Source organism: Pseudarthrobacter sp. LMD1-1-1.1, from assembly GCF_040676255.1.
Classification (GTDB): Bacteria; Actinomycetota; Actinomycetes; order Actinomycetales; family Micrococcaceae; genus Arthrobacter.
On record NZ_JBEGHP010000012.1, the window covers coordinates 594,565 to 610,439 of the forward strand.

Sequence of the window (15,875 nt, forward strand, 5' to 3'; positions counted from 1 at the left end):
TCGATTTCGTTCCACGATTCCTTGCCAGAAAGTCTTCCCGGTACATGGCGCCGCGTGTTTACCCCATTACAACTCTGAGATGCCCGGTCAAGGATCCCTTAGCGGACATTCGAGACCTGAAGCTCAGTCTCGGTCCTGTTTACAGGTTCCCTCGTTTGGTTCATAGTCGAGGCATGAGAGCGGCAGGCATTCTTCCTGAAGACGCCCCGGATCCCCGTGCCGAATGGGCCGAGAACCTGAAACTCATGCCCATTCCGGTGATGGGGCTTACGCCCCAACCTTCGCTGGAGGACACGGACTCCGTGGGTGTGACCAACGGCTGGGATGATCACGGGTCCAGAGAAATGACTGCAAGCATCACTTACACGCTTTGGCGAAATCCGGATAATCACGAAGATCCGGTAAACCTCGCAGACCTCGACGAGAAGACTCGAAGATCGATTGAGGAAGTTCCGCCTTGGCCGCGCCCCCCTTGGCTGATTGAGCAGGTGGAGCGACTGCGCTACCCGCAACTATGGGACGCCGTCCGAACCACCTGGCACCGCGCTCCATCCGAGCACTCATCGGTTCAACGCCTTCTGGCTGATCACATCAACCACATCCTCATGAACCAGTTCCGACAAGAGCTCTGGCCGGGAAGCAACCCCTGGGACCAGCACGCGCCCCCAATAACCGCCCGGATGGTCAATAGTCAGGCCGGGACCCTCGTCAACGGGATCAGTGTGCCCGGTGTGGAGGTTGATACGGACCCGTTCGTGTACGGCGTCGGTGCCCAGCTGGCAACCGGCGGCGTCGTGACGGCAGTGCTTCCACGCGCCGAGCTCAAGCGCATCCAGGTACAGTTCGCGACCCGTTCGAACACTCCCCAGCGCCCGTAGGCCGATCCTCAACCGGGCGCTTTGGCCGTCCGTTGGGTCACCGGCTTACAGACACTGGCCGGTCATTGGTTCTCAGTGACTGGTGCTGGCAGGATCGTTATGCTGTGGGCATGAGAGGGGACAGTGCAGTTCCGGTGGGAAGAAGAATTACCGACTTCTTGGGTTTTACCGACAGCCCTCGTACCCACGCCAAAATCCTCGCGAAATCAACTCCTATGGAGCTCCTTATCCGCGCTGTCGTTCTCACCGTTTGCGTGGTCCTGTTCACCGTCAGCATCTTTGTCAGTCCCGGCCGGGGTTTTGTCTGGTTCCTACTCGCAGACCTTTGTCTGGCCTATCCGGCCGCAATCATGTGGGTTCGCTGGCGCAGGTACCGCAAAATTTGGCCCCAGCCAACGGAAAGCAGTGTTCGGTAGACGATCCTTCACCGGTGCACGGAGCTACCAGCTCTCCAGGATAGCGCGGGCATCGTTTCGTAGCTCGCGCTGAAGCATGTCGCGACGTTCGGGGAGTTCTTCCCAGTCATCTCGGCCGGCAACTAGGGGGTTGAGTACCGCAGGCCGGCCCAAGGCAAACCAGGCGAGGCCGAGGATGAGGTCGGCCCCGGTATATGGGTCGAGGATCCCGTCAACGATTTGCTGTAACCAGCGTCGGACTAACATGCGGCGGGCAAGGCCGTCATCCTCAAAAGGTTTGTCCAACTCATCTCGCACCTGAGACCACAAGTCGTGCGTTCCCTGTGGATCGTTCCGTGGGTATCCAGCCCATTCTCGAAGCGCGGGAGAATCGTAACCGTCCACAAGTAGATCTGCCGCGATCTCGGAATACTGCTCAGGTGGGATCAAACCAACTTGGTCGCGGAGAAACAGTAGACGCACACTCTCGATTTCCTCGGCACTCATGGATTGACCATAGTCGCCTTGCCGCCCACAGCTTCGGCAGATGAAGGCGTCCCGGTGACCGATCCACTGCCGGACGACGTGAGGAAATCTCGACCAGCCCTGCTATTGTGGCTCGCTTTCTCCCGGCATAGTCTTTGAGCCTGATCGTGGATTGGGGTGCGGTCGTATTGGCCGGAAAAATCAGACTCTCGCTACTAGCCGGTGCGCTATCGGCCGTCCTGGTTGCGTGCGCAGGTCCCGCTACGCCCATGACTGAAGCCTCCCCGGAATCGCCGGCCCCTACGGCTTCCGGCATGCCAACCATGCTCTACACGCACTGCGGAATCAAGGAATTGCGCGTCGCCGACACGTTCTTCCTCGCCGAAACACCACTGGACGACGGCCAAGGCAACCCACCTCCGGGATGGGGAAACCCCTATCAGGCCGGCACTGTGACCGTGTCTGGCTCAAAGGCTGTATTCCGGGATGACAATGGCCACATCGTCACCTTCCTTGCTCGTCCGGGTGCAACAGGCTTTCTCAATATTTGTTCCTAACAGCCGATGTTCCGCCCGGTAAAGGATCCTTCATCGGGCGCATCCGAAGCGCTGCATCTTGAGCCGGATTCGTCTCCTCATCTCTTGACGTCTTCGCTACGCTCAGGTCATGAGCACCAGGAACTGGAAGCAGCCAACCAAAGGTGGCGCCATAATTATGGGCTTGGTGGCGGTGATGTGGTTGGCGAATAACCTATACGCTGTTCTGGCGGAGGGGTTCCGAGCGACCGTTTGGTACTGGATTATCCAGGTAATGAATATGGTTCTATTGGGCTTCAGCTTCTGGTGGTACCGCCAAGCCGTAAAGAAGGCACCCAAACAAAGCGAATCGTAAAACGAAGTCCGAAAGTCGATCCTTTACCGAGTAGTCCAAATGGCCCTGTTAGGCCCTATTCGATGGCCTCGAGTCGAGTGCGGACTTCAAGCGGCTGAACGTCATAACCCGTTGCGCGAACGCCCGACCAGTTGAGGCCCACCAGAATGCCATCTCGGTCGAGCCCATCAATCCACCGCGTGCGCCAGACGCTAAGGGGGATCTCCTCTACTTCGAAGGCGCGATACGCCGGAATGCTACTGATCACTTTCTCGGCTCTGCTTCGCAGCGACCAGAATGGCATGCTGCGTTCGCCATCTCCATTGCGGGGTGCAGGGAAACCACCTGAATCACGGATTCCCCACACTTGCTGGTGCAGGATGACCTCTTGGTAGAAGCGGCTCGCCTGGGCCGCGCTGATACTCACATGGCAAGCCTAAATCACGGCCCTTAACCGGCTCCGAAGAGATGTCCCGTACCCGACAGCTGGATTTCGACGATGGGCGCCCGGTGGAGGATTCCTTTCCGGACTCGGTGGTCACTTCGCAGCAGTGAGCAGCCTAATGGCGGCGAGCTCCAACTTCACCAAGTCTGACTTGATCGCATTTATCTCTTGGTAGGCGGAAACCCGATCGTCCTGACTGTCCCTGCCTTTGGAATGAAGGACAGCGAACGCCTTGCCGCCCCGGATCCTTCGCTGCGCCTCCAACGCGGGCAGGACAAGCGAGTCTTCGCCGGTGTGGAGCCGAAGCTTCCGAATATTGCGATCTACCGACTGAGCATTCTGAGTCATCTCTCTGCCGCTGTCGGTGTCCACCCATTCGATCCAATCCCGCTGCTTCCATTCGTGACCCGTGCTCGACATGACCAGGATCTGCATCGTATCTGCCCAGCGATTCCCTGCTTGCACGAGGTCTGTGACAATTTCTCGCAGCTCGCTCTTCCTTGTGGCCTCACGCAATGCGGCGCCCTCTGCTTCGGAGCCGCTGAGCAACCGATCCTGCAGCATCTCCAATTCGGCACGTGAAGCACGCTCTGTGGCTCCGGGGCGCCGCACGAAGATCGTCCCTTCTGGAACCATGGGCCCCTTCGCCGCCTGATACGACTTCTGCAACAAGGCGATACGGTCACCATCGCGCGGGGCCTCCACTGTTACTACGAGCACTGTCGCATCGTTGAATGTCAGAGTTCGAGCGTCCCAATAAGGCCATCCGTGCCCCGTGTAACGATGAATGGCGTTTAGGAGCTCTGCACTGTCGGGGACGCGTTGGCCTTCCAGCGAACCTGGTTCGACTCCGACTACGACGTAACCCACGCCCTCGAATGAGGCGGCCGCGACGGTGACGGGACGATTTGCCAACCCAAGAATTGCGCGACTGATGGCGAACGAGGCTTCTGTGCTGGTGAGGTCGCTGTATGCCGACTTCCATTCGATAGATCGACTCTCATCCTCGGGCTCTGCCTCGAAGACAGCTTGAATGAGCGACCGTACTTGGTCTGGGGTGCGGAGCGCACGAGAGCTGTCAATTGAAAGAACCACATCCCGATGCTGCCAGTCATTCTGTGAAATCGGTAGCCGAGCTGATCGCCCGTTAGCCGGTCCATCAGCGCGCCGCCGAAGACCGCCATCGAGCCCCGCGCTGCTGCTGGTCGAAGCCATGTACGTAAGACCCGAACGGCGACATGCACGCTGGCGGAGGGATTACTGCAACCATATTCCTTATGACCGGAATGAAGATCGGCTACGCCCGCGTCTCGACGATTGATCAGGACCTGACCGCCCAACGAAACGCTCTCCTCGCCTTGGGTGTTGACGAGAAGCAGATCTTTGTTGACCAGGGACTGACGGGAGCGAACCGGGTGCGGCCGGGGCTCCGTGAAGCGATGGCGGCCTGCCGCGCCGGCGACACTCTCGTGGTGACCAAACTTGACCGATTGGCACGCTCCCTTTCCGATGCCAGAGATATAGCCGACGAACTGACAGCCAAAGGGGTAGTGCTCAGTCTCGGCGGCAGCACCCACGATCCGAATGATCCGGTTGGCCGGCTGCTGTTTAACGTCCTGGGCATGGTGGCTGAGTTCGAGGCGGACCTGATCCGGATGCGCACCCGTGAGGGAATGGCGGTCGCTAAGGCGAAAGGGCGGCTGAAAGGCAAGCAGCCAAAGTTGTCCAAGACGCAGCGAAAGCACCTTTTCACACTGCACGACGCCGGGGAGCACACGCAGGCTGAACTGGCAGAGCTATTCGGGGTGTCCCGGACCACGGTGTACCGCGAGATTCAAAGGCGCTCATCCGGAGCCATCGCACCTTGAGCGAGGACAGGGTGCTGACTCATGGGCTGGTAAACCGACGCCAGCCCTAGGCCTATCCGGCCTCCCAGCCTGCACCAAGAACCACGCGACCACGTCTATGGCGACCAGGCGCCTCCTGATCCGGTTCCGACCCATGCGTTGCCCGTCTTAAGAACGCCGTCAAAGCACCAAAGGCCCTTCCCAGGCTCTTCCGGTGGGCCTAGCCTGTCCCCACCACCATCCACAGGAGGCATCAATGCGGACAGCAAAACCACTGACGGAATCCGAGCAGGTTCATCGTCTTTCCGAGAACCTCATGACGCAGCTGGCCAAGGGCAGGGAATGGGCCACCCCTGGCGTTCAAGCAGCCCTCCAGAGAGCGGTGGCCGGACTCGATACCGGCATCGGAACTGCCTCCCCGCGGCTCCAGGCGCTGTTGCGGCGGTTGGCGGATGAACTCGCCGGCAGCGTGGAGACCATCACTCCCAGGGTCCATGAACAACTGATGCGGGTCGGGCCAAAAGCTGCTGCTCCAGCCCCGATCCAGGCCAAGAAGTCCCCGTCCCGGATCTGGTGGTTGATCACAGGAATCGCCGCCCTGACAGCGGGAGCAGCCGTTTGGCGGTCCATGCAGGCATCCAGGCCCAAACCCTCACCATGGGAAAACCCCCAGGAACAGGAAGCCAAGAGCACTGACCCCAACGTCGACGCAGACCTGGCCTCGGGCCGGATGTAAATCCAGGCGCCGGACGTCAGCATCACCGACGGCACTGCGGAACCAAGCGGCCTACTCCGCCGCGCCCCACAGTGCCTTGCGGAGCAGCCGCTTCAATTCCTGCGACTCCTCCCCGGACAGTACGGCCAGCTGGGTCAGTTCGGCGGCGTCCATGGCGGTGCGGGCCTTCGCGTGCATCTTCCGCCCCTCGGCGGTGGAGACGATGATCTTGGCGCGCCGGTCCTGCTTGCCCTGCGCCCGTTCCACCAGGCCGCGGCGTTCCAGATCGTCCACGAGGGTGACCACCTGGCTGGGGTCCAAACTGAGGAAGTCGGCCAGTTCCCGCTGCGTGGGCTCGAGCCCGCTGCACGCCAGCGTCAGGATGGAGAACGAACGCTCCCGCAGCCCGAAGTCAGCCAACGCCTTGTTGTTCAGCACCGAGCCGGCGGCGTGCAGCTTGGCGAGCAGCAGGCCCACATCGCTGCCGATCCTGGCTGCCGCAAGGCGGGGTGTCTGAACTTCGGTGCCCAAGGTGGCCATCACAACTCCGGTGTAAAAAACAATCGTTGACTTTTTCAATGATCCGTAATTTCATTGATTTCAACAAGGATCTCACACCGCAGTGGGACCACCCCAACGGCTTCGGCCGGCGCATGCGAAGGAGCAGGCCATGAGCTTGAACGGCAAGGTTGCAATTGTCACCGGCAGCGGGCAGGGCCTCGGGCTCGCCTACGCAAGGGAACTCGCCCGCCAGGGTGCCGCCGTCGTCATCAATGACGTCAACGCGGACACCGCCGCGCAGGCCGTCGCGCAGATCGAGGCCGACGGCGGCCGCGCCACCGCCGTGGTGGTTCCGGTGGGCACCACGGACGCTGCCAAGGCCCTGGTGGCCGGAGCCGTGGACACCTTCGGCCGCCTGGACATCCTGGTCACCAACGCCGGGATCCTCCGCGACAAGTCCCTGCTGAAAATGACGGACGAGGACTTCGACCTGGTGATCAACGTCCACCTCAAGGGCACGTTCACCTGCGTCCGCGAGGCCTACGCCTACTTCAAGGAACAAAACGTCCAGGGCCGCATCATCACCATCGGCTCGCCCACCGGCCAGCGCGGCAACTTCGGCCAGACCAACTACGCCGCCGCCAAGGCAGGCATCGTGGGCATGGTCCGCACCTGGGCGCTGGAAATGAAGAAGGCCGGCGTGACGGTCAACAGCGTCATCCCCGTCGCCGCCACTGCCATGACCAAGACCGTGCCCTACTTCCAGAAGGCCGTGGAAGCGGACGAGCGCGGCGACGTCATGCCGTCCTTCTTCCGCCACGACCTGGGCTTTGGAACGGCCGACGACGTCTCCGGACTGGTTGCCTACCTCGCCTCCGACGAGGCAGCCAACATCACCGGCCAGGCCATCGGCGCCGGCGGTGACCGGCTTCAGGTCTGGACCCACCCAGAAGCGGCCACCACCGAGTACCGCGAAGGCGGCTGGAGCTACGGGGCGCTGCAGGAAAACGCCGGCCACCTGTTCACCGCGGAAACGCTCCAAACGTATGGCGAAGAATTCCTTCCCCTGCCGGAGGACCTGAAGCCCGCACAGCCCGCCGAGGCCCGCTGACCATGGCCGACCGCTACGAACTGGGCATCGACCCGGCAAAGCTCGATGCCATCGACATGCACGTCCACCTCGAGGTGGACAGCTGCGGCCACGGCTCCCTGCCGGAGGAACTGACCGAAGCCTCGGCCAAGTACTTCAAGGCCGAGGACCGCACCCCGTCCCTGGACCGCATCGCCGAGGTCTACCGCGAACTGAACATGGCCGCCGTCGTCTTCACCGTGGATGCCCGCACCCAGCTCAAGCACGAGCCCAACAGCATCCCCGAACTCATCGCCGGCGCCGCCCGGAACAATGACGTCCTGATCCCGTTCGGCAGCGTGGACCCGCGAACCGGCGAGGACGCCATCGCCGGGGCCAAGCACCAGGCCATCGAACTCGGCGCCCGCGGCTTCAAGTTCCACCCCTCTCTTCAGGGCTTCGACCCCTCCAGCGAGCGCTTCTACCCGCTGTGGGAAACCCTCCAGGAACTGGGCCTGCCCGCCATCTTCCACACTGGACAAAACGGCATGGGCGCGGGCCTTCCCGGCGGCTACGGCATCAAGCTGGCCTACTCCAACCCCCTGCTGCTGGACGCCGTGGCCGCCGACTTCCCGGGCCTGCAGATCATCATGGCCCACCCGTCCGTGCCCTGGCAGGACGAGGCCAACTCCATCGCCACCCACAAGGCCAACGTGTTCATCGACCTCTCCGGCTGGTCGCCCAAGTACTTCCCGGAATCGCTGGTGAAGGCCTCCAACTCCTACCTCCAGGACAAGGTGCTGTTCGGCACCGACTTCCCGCTGATCACCCCGCAAAAGTGGCTCGGCGCCTTCGCGGACCTCCCGCTGAAGGACGAGGTCCGGCCCAAGATCCTCAAGGACAACGCGGTCCGCCTGCTCGGGCTGGGGGCCTGAAATGGACACGCTGACGACGGCGGATGCCGCCTTGGGTGCCCGGCTTTATGAAACAGCGGATTGGTACGACGCCGAGTCCCTCCTCACACCCGAAGAGCGCCAGGTCCTGTCCCTGCTGCGGTCATTCCTGGACGCGGAAGCCAAACCGCTCCTCGCCGAGTACTGGGAACGCGGCGAGTTTCCGGAGCAGCTCGCCCGGCCGCTGATCGACCTTGACCTCATGGAACCAGCCGAACTCACTGGCGCCGCGGGTGCAGAACACAGCCCGGCCCGCGGCATCTACCAGGGCTTCCGGATCTTCGAACTTGCCCGCACGGACGCGTCCCTGGCCACCTGGTACACCGCCCAGGCCGGCCTGTTCCGCACCGCCATCCGCGTGGGTGCCTCGCCGGAACAGCAGGCCGAATGGATGCCCAAGGTCATCGACTTCTCGCTCAAAGGCGTGTTCTCGCTGACCGAACCGGAATCCGGGTCTGACATCGCCGGCGGACTCTCCACCACCGCCCGGCGGCAGCCCGACGGCAGCTGGATCCTCGACGGCGCCAAGCGCTGGATCGGCGGCGCAGCCACCGCGGACGTCCTCGCAGTATTCGCCCGGGACACGGCGGACGGGCAGGTCAAGGCCTTCCTCGTGGACCGCACAGCCGGCGGCGTCACCCTGGAGAAAATCCAGGGCAAGACCTCGCTGCGGATGATGCAGAACGCCCACATCACCCTCACCGGTGTCAGCGTCCCCGAGGCCATGCGCCTGCACAACGTGAACTCCTTCCGGGATGTGGCGGCAATGCTCCGGGCCATGCGCTCGGACGTCGCCTGGATCGCCACCGGCATCGCCGCCGGCGCCTTCGAGGCCGCCCTCACCTACGTCAATGAACGCCGGCAGTTCGGACGGACCCTCGGTTCCTTCCAGCTGGTCCAGGAGAAACTGGCCCGAATGCTCGGCAACGTCACGGCCAGCCTTTCCCTGGTGGTCAGGCTCACCGAACAGCAGGCCAAAGGCATCTACCGCGAGCAGGACTCCGCCCTGGCCAAGATGCAAACGTCCCTGTTCATGCGCGACACCGTAGCCCTGGCCCGCGAAGTGGTGGGCGGCAACGGCATCACCCTGGCAACCGACGTCGCGCGTTTCCACGCCGACGCCGAAGCCGTCTACTCCTACGAAGGCACCCACGAGATCAACGCCCTCATCATCGGCCGCGCCCTCACGGGTGAGAGCGCCTTCACCCGCTAAGCCCTGCAACACCTGCACAGCACCACAACCACACACCAGCCCAGGAGGCAACGATGCCCAATCTCGTCGTCGATTTCGACACCCTGCTCACCCTGTCCGGCAAGGACCTCGGCACCACCGACTACCGCCAGATCACCCAGGACCAGATCAACCAGTTCGCGGACGCCACGGACGACCAACAGTGGATCCACACGGACCCCGAGCGCGCCAAGGACGGCCCCTTCGGCGCCCCGATCGCCCACGGCTTCCTCACGCTGTCCCTGATCATCCCGTTCTGGGGCGAGCTGTTCGACGTCGAAGGCGTCACCACCAAGGTGAACTACGGCCTGGACAAGGTCCGCTTCACCTCTCCCGTGAAGGTGGGCTCCAAGGTCCGCATGCAGGCCACCATCGCCGACGTCACCGAGGTCAAGGGCGGCGCCCAGATCAAGGTCAACGCCACCATCGAGATCGAAGGCCAGGAACGCCCTGCCGTCGTCGCCGAATTCCTGGCCCGCTTCTACAAGTAGCCCGCTTCCACCAGGAACAGCCGTTTCCCACCCCCAGGCGGCGCGCCCCGGCGCCGCCGCCTCAGGCAACCCCAAAAACCCCCACATTCCTCCGTCTTTAGGAACAGCCATGTCCGGACACACCACGCTCGCACCCGCGGGCACGGCCGCCAAGCGCAAGGAAGCGCGTACGGTCATCCTGTCCAGCTATCTGGGCAGCACCATCGAGTTCTACGACTTCCTGCTCTACGCCACAGCGGCAGCAGTGGCCTTCCCCAAGGTCTTCTTCGCCGGCACGGACGAATGGGTGGGCGTCGTCGCCGCCTACGCCACCTTCGCCGCCGGATACGTGGCCAGGCCGCTGGGTGGAGTGATCTTCGGCCACTTCGGTGACAAGGTGGGCCGCAAGGGGATGCTCATCATCTCCATGGCCATGATGGGCATTGCCTCCACCCTCATCGGCGTGATTCCGGGCGCCGGCGTGATCGGACCGTGGGGCGCGGTCATCCTGGTGCTGCTGCGGGTCTGCCAGGGCATCGCCGTCGGCGGTGAGTGGGGCGGCGCCGCGCTCATGGCGCTGGAGCACTCGGACCCGAAACGGCGCGGCTTCGCGGCGTCGTTCGTCAACGCCGGTGCCCCCACCGGCGCCGTGCTGGGCACCCTGGTGATGGGCGCTTTCTCGGCCCTGCCGCAGGACGCCTTCCTGGCCTGGGGCTGGCGCGTACCGTTCCTGCTGTCCTTCGTGCTCCTCATCGTGGGCATGTTCGTCCGCCTGCGGGTTTCTGAAAGCCCCATCTTCGCCGAGGCCGTGGCCAAGGAAGAGGCGCAGGGCGCCAAGCGCAAGATCCCGCTGCTGGATGTACTCCGCCGGCCCAAGGCTCTGATCATGATCATGTTCGCCGGCGCCGCCGGATTCGGCCTGCAGGTGGTGCTGCCCACCTTCTCGGTGACCTACGCCGTGTCCAAGGGCGCCCCCCAGCAGGGCGTGCTCTACGCCTTCGCCGGCGCCTCGGCCATCTCCATCGTCTTCGTCCTCCTGGGCGGACGCCTGTCGGACCGGTTCGGCCGCCGCCCCGTAATGATCGCCGGCCTGGCCCTGTTCATCGCCTACCTCTTCCCGATGTTCGGGATGCTCGGCTCGGGCAATGTGGGCCTGGTGTTCGTGGCCTTCACGGTGGCGCTGATCCTGCACTCCTCCCTCTACGGGCCGCTGGCGGCGTTCGTGTCCGAACAGTTCGGAACCACGTCCCGCTACACCGGCGCCGCGGTGGGCTACCAGCTGGCCACGCTCATCGGCGCCGGCTTCACTCCGGGCATCATCGCCGGACTCTACAAGGACTCCGGCCAGAACATCCTCCCGGTAGTGGTGTTCCTGTCCGTCATGGCGCTGGTCTCGATTGTCTTCATCGCCCTGACGCGGGAATCTAAGAACAACGACCTCACCGCGGTCCGTTAGGAGAACCATGGACAACAACGGAGTTGGCTCCTGGCTGCAGCGCCGCCGCCGCAAGTCGGGCACCAAGACGGCCCTGCTGTCAGCAGGGGGCACCCTGAGCTACGAGGAGCTTGCCGAGCGGACCGACCGCCTGGCCAACGCGCTCCGCGACCGGGGCGTGGCCAAGGGGGACCGGGTGGCCTACCTGGGGGAGAACCACCCCTCCTTCGTGGAGACCTTCTTCGCCTGCGGCCTCCTTGGTGCCATCTTCGTGCCGCTCAACACCCGGCTCGCACCGCCCGAGCTGCAGTTCCAGCTGCAGGATTCCGGAGCCCGGCTCCTGGTCAACGCTGGCGCCCTGGAGGCGCCTGCATCGGCCGCGGTGGAAGGGACGGCGGTGACGCACCGCTTGGTCGTCGCGGCCGACGGCGGGACGGAACCTTCCGGTATCACGTCACCCGCCGCCGTCGGACACTCCGTCACGGTGGAACGGTACGGGGAGGCGCTGCAGGCAGCAGCGCCGGAGCACCCCGACGTGCCCGTGGGCCATGACGACGGCGCCATGATCCTGTACACCTCCGGGACCACGGGCAAGCCCAAGGGTGCGTTGCTGACGCACGGAAACATCACGTGGAACTGCATCAACACCATTGTGGACATGGACCTGAACCGCAACGACGTGGCGCTGATGATCTCGCCGCTCTTCCACGTGGCGTCCCTGGACATGGGGCTGCTGCCGATGCTCCTCAAGGGCGCCACCGTGGTCCTCGAGGCCAGGTTCGATCCCGCCCGCGTCCTGGAACTCATCCAGGAGCACAAGGTGACCACCCTCAACGGTGTGCCCACCACCTTCCAGTTGCTCTGCGAAGATCCAGGCTGGGCCGCGGCCGACCTCAGCTCGCTGGACAAGCTGACCTGCGGCGGCTCGGCGATTCCCCGCCGGGTCCTGGACGCTTACGAGGACCGGGGCATCGGTTTCACCAGCTGCTACGGCATGACCGAAACAGCCCCCGGCGTCACCATGCTCCCCGTGGGCCGGTCACGGGAAAAAGCGGGCTCGGCCGGCTTGCCGCACTTCTTCACGGACGTCCGGATCGCCGATCCCATGGGCGGCACGGTGGCCCAGGGCGCGGTGGGGGAAATCCAGATCTCCGGACCCAACGTGATCAAGGAGTATTGGAACCGGCCGGAGGCCACAGCCGCCAGCTATGCGGACGGCGCCTGGTTCCGCTCGGGCGACATGGGCTACCGGGACCAGGAAGGCTTCCTGTTCGTCTCGGACCGGCTCAAGGACATGATCATCTCCGGCGGGGAGAACATCTACCCGGCGGAGGTGGAGGCGGTCATTTCCGAGCACGGTGCCGTGGGCAGCGTGGCCGTCATCGGCGTCCCGGATGACAAATGGGGCGAGGTCCCGCAGGCGATCGTGACCCTGCGCGAAGGGGAATCGCTGACCGCAGAGCAGCTGCGCAGCTTCCTCGACGGCAGGCTCGCCCGCTACAAGATCCCCAAGTCATTGGTGGTGGTGGAGGACATGCCGCGCACCGCCAGCGGCAAGATCCGCAAGATGGAGCTCCGCAAGCAGCTCTGACGTCAGTGACATACAGCTGCCCGCCCCGGTTTCCGGGGCGGGCAGCTGTTTTTGAAACAACGGGCTGCTGTCAGGCGGCCTTTCCAAGGGCTGCCACCTGGACGGTGACTCCGAGATCGCGGATGTTCTCTTGCATTTCCTGAGGCAGCTGGTCATCGGTCACAACGCCATCCAGCTTCTCCAGCGGTGCCACGTTGAAGCGCGAGACCGTGCCGAACTTGGTGCTGTCCGCCAGCAGGAAGCACGACGACGAGGCCTCCAGCGCGGCCAGCTTCACCTCCACCTTGTCCATGACCGGCGTGGTGATGCCCCGGGCCACGTTCCACGTTCCCGTGCTGAGGAAACACAGATCGATGTTGATGGACTTCACCACGTCCGCGGCAATCCGTCCGCAGCTCGAGGCGCTGGACGGGTCCACGGCACCGCCGGTGTGGATGGTCTCGATATGGGGGTAGGCGAACAGGCTGGTGACCACGTAAAAGTCGTTGGTCACCACGGTGATGCCCTGCCGCCCGGAGAGGTAGGGGACCACCGACTGGCAGGTCGTCCCGGCATCGAGGAAAACCACCATCCCGTCTTCCACCGATCCGGCAGCAAGCTCCGCGATGGCCTGCTTGCGTGGCAGCTCGAGCTGCGCGCGGAACTCGCGCTCCCTCGGGGGTTCCTGGCTTGTCCAGTCGGCGAGGCGAACGCCGCCCTGGACTGATATCACCTGCCCCTGGTCCTCGAGGGCCGTGATGTCCCGGCGGACGGTCATGTGGGACACGTTCATGTAGTCGGTGAGGCTGCGGATACTCAGGACGCCTTCCCGCCGCAGAAGGCGCAGGATCTCCTGGTGGCGCTGCTCGGGGATCAGGGGCCGGGCTGTTGGGCTCACAGACTTCTCTCCTTTGGCTGAAGTGGATTCAGCTTAACAACTTTTCACAGAGTGTTCCTCTTTGTGAATCTATGGGCTAATCTATTAAATGATGTTAAATAAATTTGAGACCCTTGAGACTATCATCCGCACGGGCGCATTGCTCATTGCGCGGCTTGATTCTGCCGACGAGGCCTACCGCGTGGCCGAGGCTGCCATCGAGGGTGGCATCCGCGCCGTCGAAGTTCCGCTGACCGTTCCGGGCGCCCTGGGCGTCATCGGGCGCCTGGCCGATAAGTACGGCGACCAGGGGATCGTGGTTGGAGCGGGGACCGTGCTCGACGCCGAAGCCGCCTACGCCTCCATCTCCGCGGGGGCGCGGTTGCTGGTCAGCCCGCAGCTGAATCCCAAGATGATCGCCACGGCCAACCGCTACCAGGTGGTCACCGCCAGCGGCGCATTCACCCCGACGGAGGTGCTCAACACCCTTGAAGCCGGTGCCGACATCGTCAAGCTGTTCCCGGCTGAGCTCGGCGGCCCTGCCTACGTCAAGACCATCCTGGCGCCGCTGCCCCAGGCGCCCGTGATGCCCTCCGGAGGCGTGAGCCCGGCCAACGTTGAAGCGTGGTTCGCGGCTGGCGTCACCGCCGTCGGGGTCGGCAGCTTCGTCACCAAGGCCGCCCAGGAGGACGGCGATTACGGCCGGGTTGCGAAGGCCGCCCGCACCTTCCTCACAGCAATAGAAGACGCCCGCCGCTAAGCCGGGCACCCCCCAGACCGGCACCCGTGCCGGCAGAACACAAAGGAGTGAGCTGCATGAGCCAAGCTTCAGCAGAAATCGGTACGATCCCGGACCGGCCAGTCAAGAACGTGCGCATTAGGTGGTACCTCATCGCCCTGCTCGTAATTGGCGGCATCATCAACTACATGGACCGCAATAACCTGAGTATTGCGAACACCACCATCGCCAAAGAGTTCGGCCTTAACGCCCTGCAGATGGGCCTGCTGCTGTCCGCGTTCTCCTGGCCTTACGCCATCGCGAATCTTCCCGCCGGCTACCTGGTGGACCGGTTTGGCCCCAAGAAGATGTTTGCCTGGGCCGCCGGTCTCTGGTCGATTGTGTCCATGCTGTCCTCCATGGCCAGCTCCTTCGGGTTCCTATACGCGGCCCGCGTGGCCCTGGGCATTTCGGAGTCGCCGTTCTTCACTTCCGGGCTCAAGGTGGCGGACAAGTGGTTCAACAAGACCGAACGCGCCCTTCCGGTCTCGATCGTTAACACCGGTTCACAGATTGCCAACGCGATCGCCCCGCCGCTGCTGACCTTCCTCATGCTCACCATGAGCTGGCGCGGGATGTTCCTGGTGATCGGCGCCCTGGGCATAGTCATCGCCCTGGTGTGGCTCCGCGTTTACCGTGACCCCACCCTGAAGGAGCAGTTCATCATCAAGGGCGAGGAGTTCGAGGAGCAGCTTCAGCCCAAGGAGAAGCAGGCCGGCTGGGGCGAGCTCCTCACCAAGAAGAACACCTGGTTCATGGTCATTGGCGCCTTCGGCATCTTTTACACCGTCTGGGTCTACCTCACCTGGCTGCCGAGCTACCTGCAGACCGCGCGCGGATTCAGCCTCAGCCAGATCGGGTGGCTGGCAGGACTGCCGTTCCTTTGTGGCATCCTGGGTGTGCTCGCCGGCGGCATCTTCTCCGGCAAGGCAATAGCCCGCGGTGTGCCCGTCGTCCGCGCCCGCAAGATTCCCATCGTGGGTGGCGCGCTCCTCGCGGCGGCAGCCGTGCTGCCCGTTGCCTATGTGGAGAACACGGCCCTGGCAATCGTCCTGCTGTCCCTTGGCTACTTCGCGGCCCAGGTGCCCATCGGCGTGCTGTGGACCCTGGCCTCGGACATCGCCGAACCCAACCAGGTGGCATCCCTCGGTGCCATCCAGAACTTCGGCGGATTCCTCGGAGCGGCAGTCGCCCCGATCGTCACCGGTCTTATCCTTGATTCGACCGGCGGCAACTACACCATGGTGTTCCTCATCGGCGGCCTTCTTCTGATCGTGGGCGCGGTGTCGTACGGATTCTTCGTCAAGGACCGCCGCACCCCCGCCTCCGCCTAACCGGACCCCTGGTAACCCCTA

General features: G+C 63.7%; 18 protein-coding genes. 13 read left to right on the forward strand and 5 right to left on the reverse strand.

Going from position 1 to position 15,875, the window contains the following annotated elements; translation table 11 throughout:
• The first annotated feature begins 173 nt into the window (after positions 1 to 173).
• A complete protein-coding gene (locus tag MRBLMD1_RS08340) occupies positions 174 to 878 on the forward strand; it encodes a hypothetical protein (protein WP_364398765.1) in 705 nt (234 codons plus the stop codon).
• Between the two features lie 440 nt (positions 879 to 1,318).
• Here MRBLMD1_RS08340 and MRBLMD1_RS08345 read toward each other — a convergent pair whose 3' ends face one another.
• The gene (locus MRBLMD1_RS08345) at positions 1,319 to 1,780 is read right to left on the reverse strand and encodes a hypothetical protein (protein WP_364398767.1); all 462 of its coding nucleotides are present in this window, start codon (positions 1,778 to 1,780) and stop codon (positions 1,319 to 1,321) included.
• 248 nt (positions 1,781 to 2,028) lie between these two features.
• On the opposite strand from MRBLMD1_RS08345, the gene MRBLMD1_RS08350 reads away from it, so the two are divergent.
• A complete protein-coding gene (locus MRBLMD1_RS08350) occupies positions 2,029 to 2,316 on the forward strand; it encodes a hypothetical protein (RefSeq protein ID WP_159634036.1) in 288 nt (95 codons plus the stop codon).
• Positions 2,317 to 2,425: 109 nt separating this feature from the next.
• Positions 2,426 to 2,650 (forward strand): hypothetical protein, encoded by a 225-nt coding sequence (locus tag MRBLMD1_RS08355; protein WP_159634033.1) that lies wholly within the window; start codon positions 2,426 to 2,428, stop codon positions 2,648 to 2,650.
• 55 nt (positions 2,651 to 2,705) lie between these two features.
• On the opposite strand, the gene MRBLMD1_RS08360 is transcribed toward MRBLMD1_RS08355, so the two are convergent.
• Positions 2,706 to 3,056, reverse strand: a complete 351-nt coding sequence (locus MRBLMD1_RS08360) for a DUF2750 domain-containing protein (protein ID WP_159634030.1) — start codon at positions 3,054 to 3,056, stop codon at positions 2,706 to 2,708.
• A 111-nt stretch (positions 3,057 to 3,167) separates the two neighbouring features.
• Positions 3,168 to 4,169, reverse strand: a complete 1,002-nt coding sequence (locus tag MRBLMD1_RS08365; RefSeq protein WP_159634027.1) for an RNA-binding domain-containing protein — start codon at positions 4,167 to 4,169, stop codon at positions 3,168 to 3,170.
• Positions 4,170 to 4,351: 182 nt separating this feature from the next.
• Here MRBLMD1_RS08365 and MRBLMD1_RS08370 point away from each other — a divergent pair, with 182 nt between their 5' ends.
• Entirely contained in the window at positions 4,352 to 4,942 is a 591-nt protein-coding gene (locus tag MRBLMD1_RS08370; protein WP_201302473.1) for a recombinase family protein, read from the forward strand.
• A gap of 235 nt (positions 4,943 to 5,177) precedes the next feature.
• Entirely contained in the window at positions 5,178 to 5,657 is a 480-nt protein-coding gene (locus MRBLMD1_RS08375; RefSeq protein ID WP_364398771.1) for a hypothetical protein, read from the forward strand.
• A gap of 51 nt (positions 5,658 to 5,708) precedes the next feature.
• Here MRBLMD1_RS08375 and MRBLMD1_RS08380 read toward each other — a convergent pair whose 3' ends face one another.
• Positions 5,709 to 6,176 carry a MarR family winged helix-turn-helix transcriptional regulator gene (locus MRBLMD1_RS08380; RefSeq protein ID WP_159635903.1) on the reverse strand — a complete coding sequence of 156 codons (468 nt, stop codon included), beginning with the start codon at positions 6,174 to 6,176 and terminating at the stop codon, positions 5,709 to 5,711.
• A 130-nt stretch (positions 6,177 to 6,306) separates the two neighbouring features.
• On the opposite strand from MRBLMD1_RS08380, the gene MRBLMD1_RS08385 reads away from it, so the two are divergent.
• From MRBLMD1_RS08385 to MRBLMD1_RS08410, 6 genes are all read left to right on the forward strand, one after another.
• The gene (locus MRBLMD1_RS08385) at positions 6,307 to 7,248 is read left to right on the forward strand and encodes an SDR family NAD(P)-dependent oxidoreductase (RefSeq protein ID WP_364398773.1); all 942 of its coding nucleotides are present in this window, start codon (positions 6,307 to 6,309) and stop codon (positions 7,246 to 7,248) included.
• Between the two features lie 2 nt (positions 7,249 to 7,250).
• Positions 7,251 to 8,141 (forward strand): amidohydrolase family protein, encoded by an 891-nt coding sequence (locus tag MRBLMD1_RS08390; protein ID WP_159634018.1) that lies wholly within the window; start codon positions 7,251 to 7,253, stop codon positions 8,139 to 8,141.
• A 1-nt stretch (position 8,142) separates the two neighbouring features.
• Positions 8,143 to 9,372 (forward strand): acyl-CoA dehydrogenase family protein, encoded by a 1,230-nt coding sequence (locus MRBLMD1_RS08395; protein ID WP_364398776.1) that lies wholly within the window; start codon positions 8,143 to 8,145, stop codon positions 9,370 to 9,372.
• Between the two features lie 53 nt (positions 9,373 to 9,425).
• Entirely contained in the window at positions 9,426 to 9,881 is a 456-nt protein-coding gene (locus MRBLMD1_RS08400) for a MaoC family dehydratase (protein WP_141183076.1), read from the forward strand.
• 109 nt (positions 9,882 to 9,990) lie between these two features.
• A complete protein-coding gene (locus tag MRBLMD1_RS08405; RefSeq protein WP_364398778.1) occupies positions 9,991 to 11,316 on the forward strand; it encodes an MFS transporter in 1,326 nt (441 codons plus the stop codon).
• 7 nt (positions 11,317 to 11,323) lie between these two features.
• Positions 11,324 to 12,886, forward strand: coding sequence for an acyl-CoA synthetase (locus tag MRBLMD1_RS08410; RefSeq protein ID WP_364398780.1), 1,563 nt, complete (start codon positions 11,324 to 11,326; stop codon positions 12,884 to 12,886).
• A gap of 70 nt (positions 12,887 to 12,956) precedes the next feature.
• Here MRBLMD1_RS08410 and MRBLMD1_RS08415 read toward each other — a convergent pair whose 3' ends face one another.
• Positions 12,957 to 13,763, reverse strand: coding sequence for a DeoR/GlpR family DNA-binding transcription regulator (locus MRBLMD1_RS08415; protein WP_364398782.1), 807 nt, complete (start codon positions 13,761 to 13,763; stop codon positions 12,957 to 12,959).
• Positions 13,764 to 13,854: 91 nt separating this feature from the next.
• Here MRBLMD1_RS08415 and MRBLMD1_RS08420 point away from each other — a divergent pair, with 91 nt between their 5' ends.
• Entirely contained in the window at positions 13,855 to 14,502 is a 648-nt protein-coding gene (locus MRBLMD1_RS08420; protein WP_364398784.1) for a bifunctional 4-hydroxy-2-oxoglutarate aldolase/2-dehydro-3-deoxy-phosphogluconate aldolase, read from the forward strand.
• Positions 14,503 to 14,558: 56 nt separating this feature from the next.
• A complete protein-coding gene (locus MRBLMD1_RS08425) occupies positions 14,559 to 15,854 on the forward strand; it encodes an MFS transporter (protein WP_364398786.1) in 1,296 nt (431 codons plus the stop codon).
• Positions 15,855 to 15,875 lie beyond the last annotated feature (21 nt).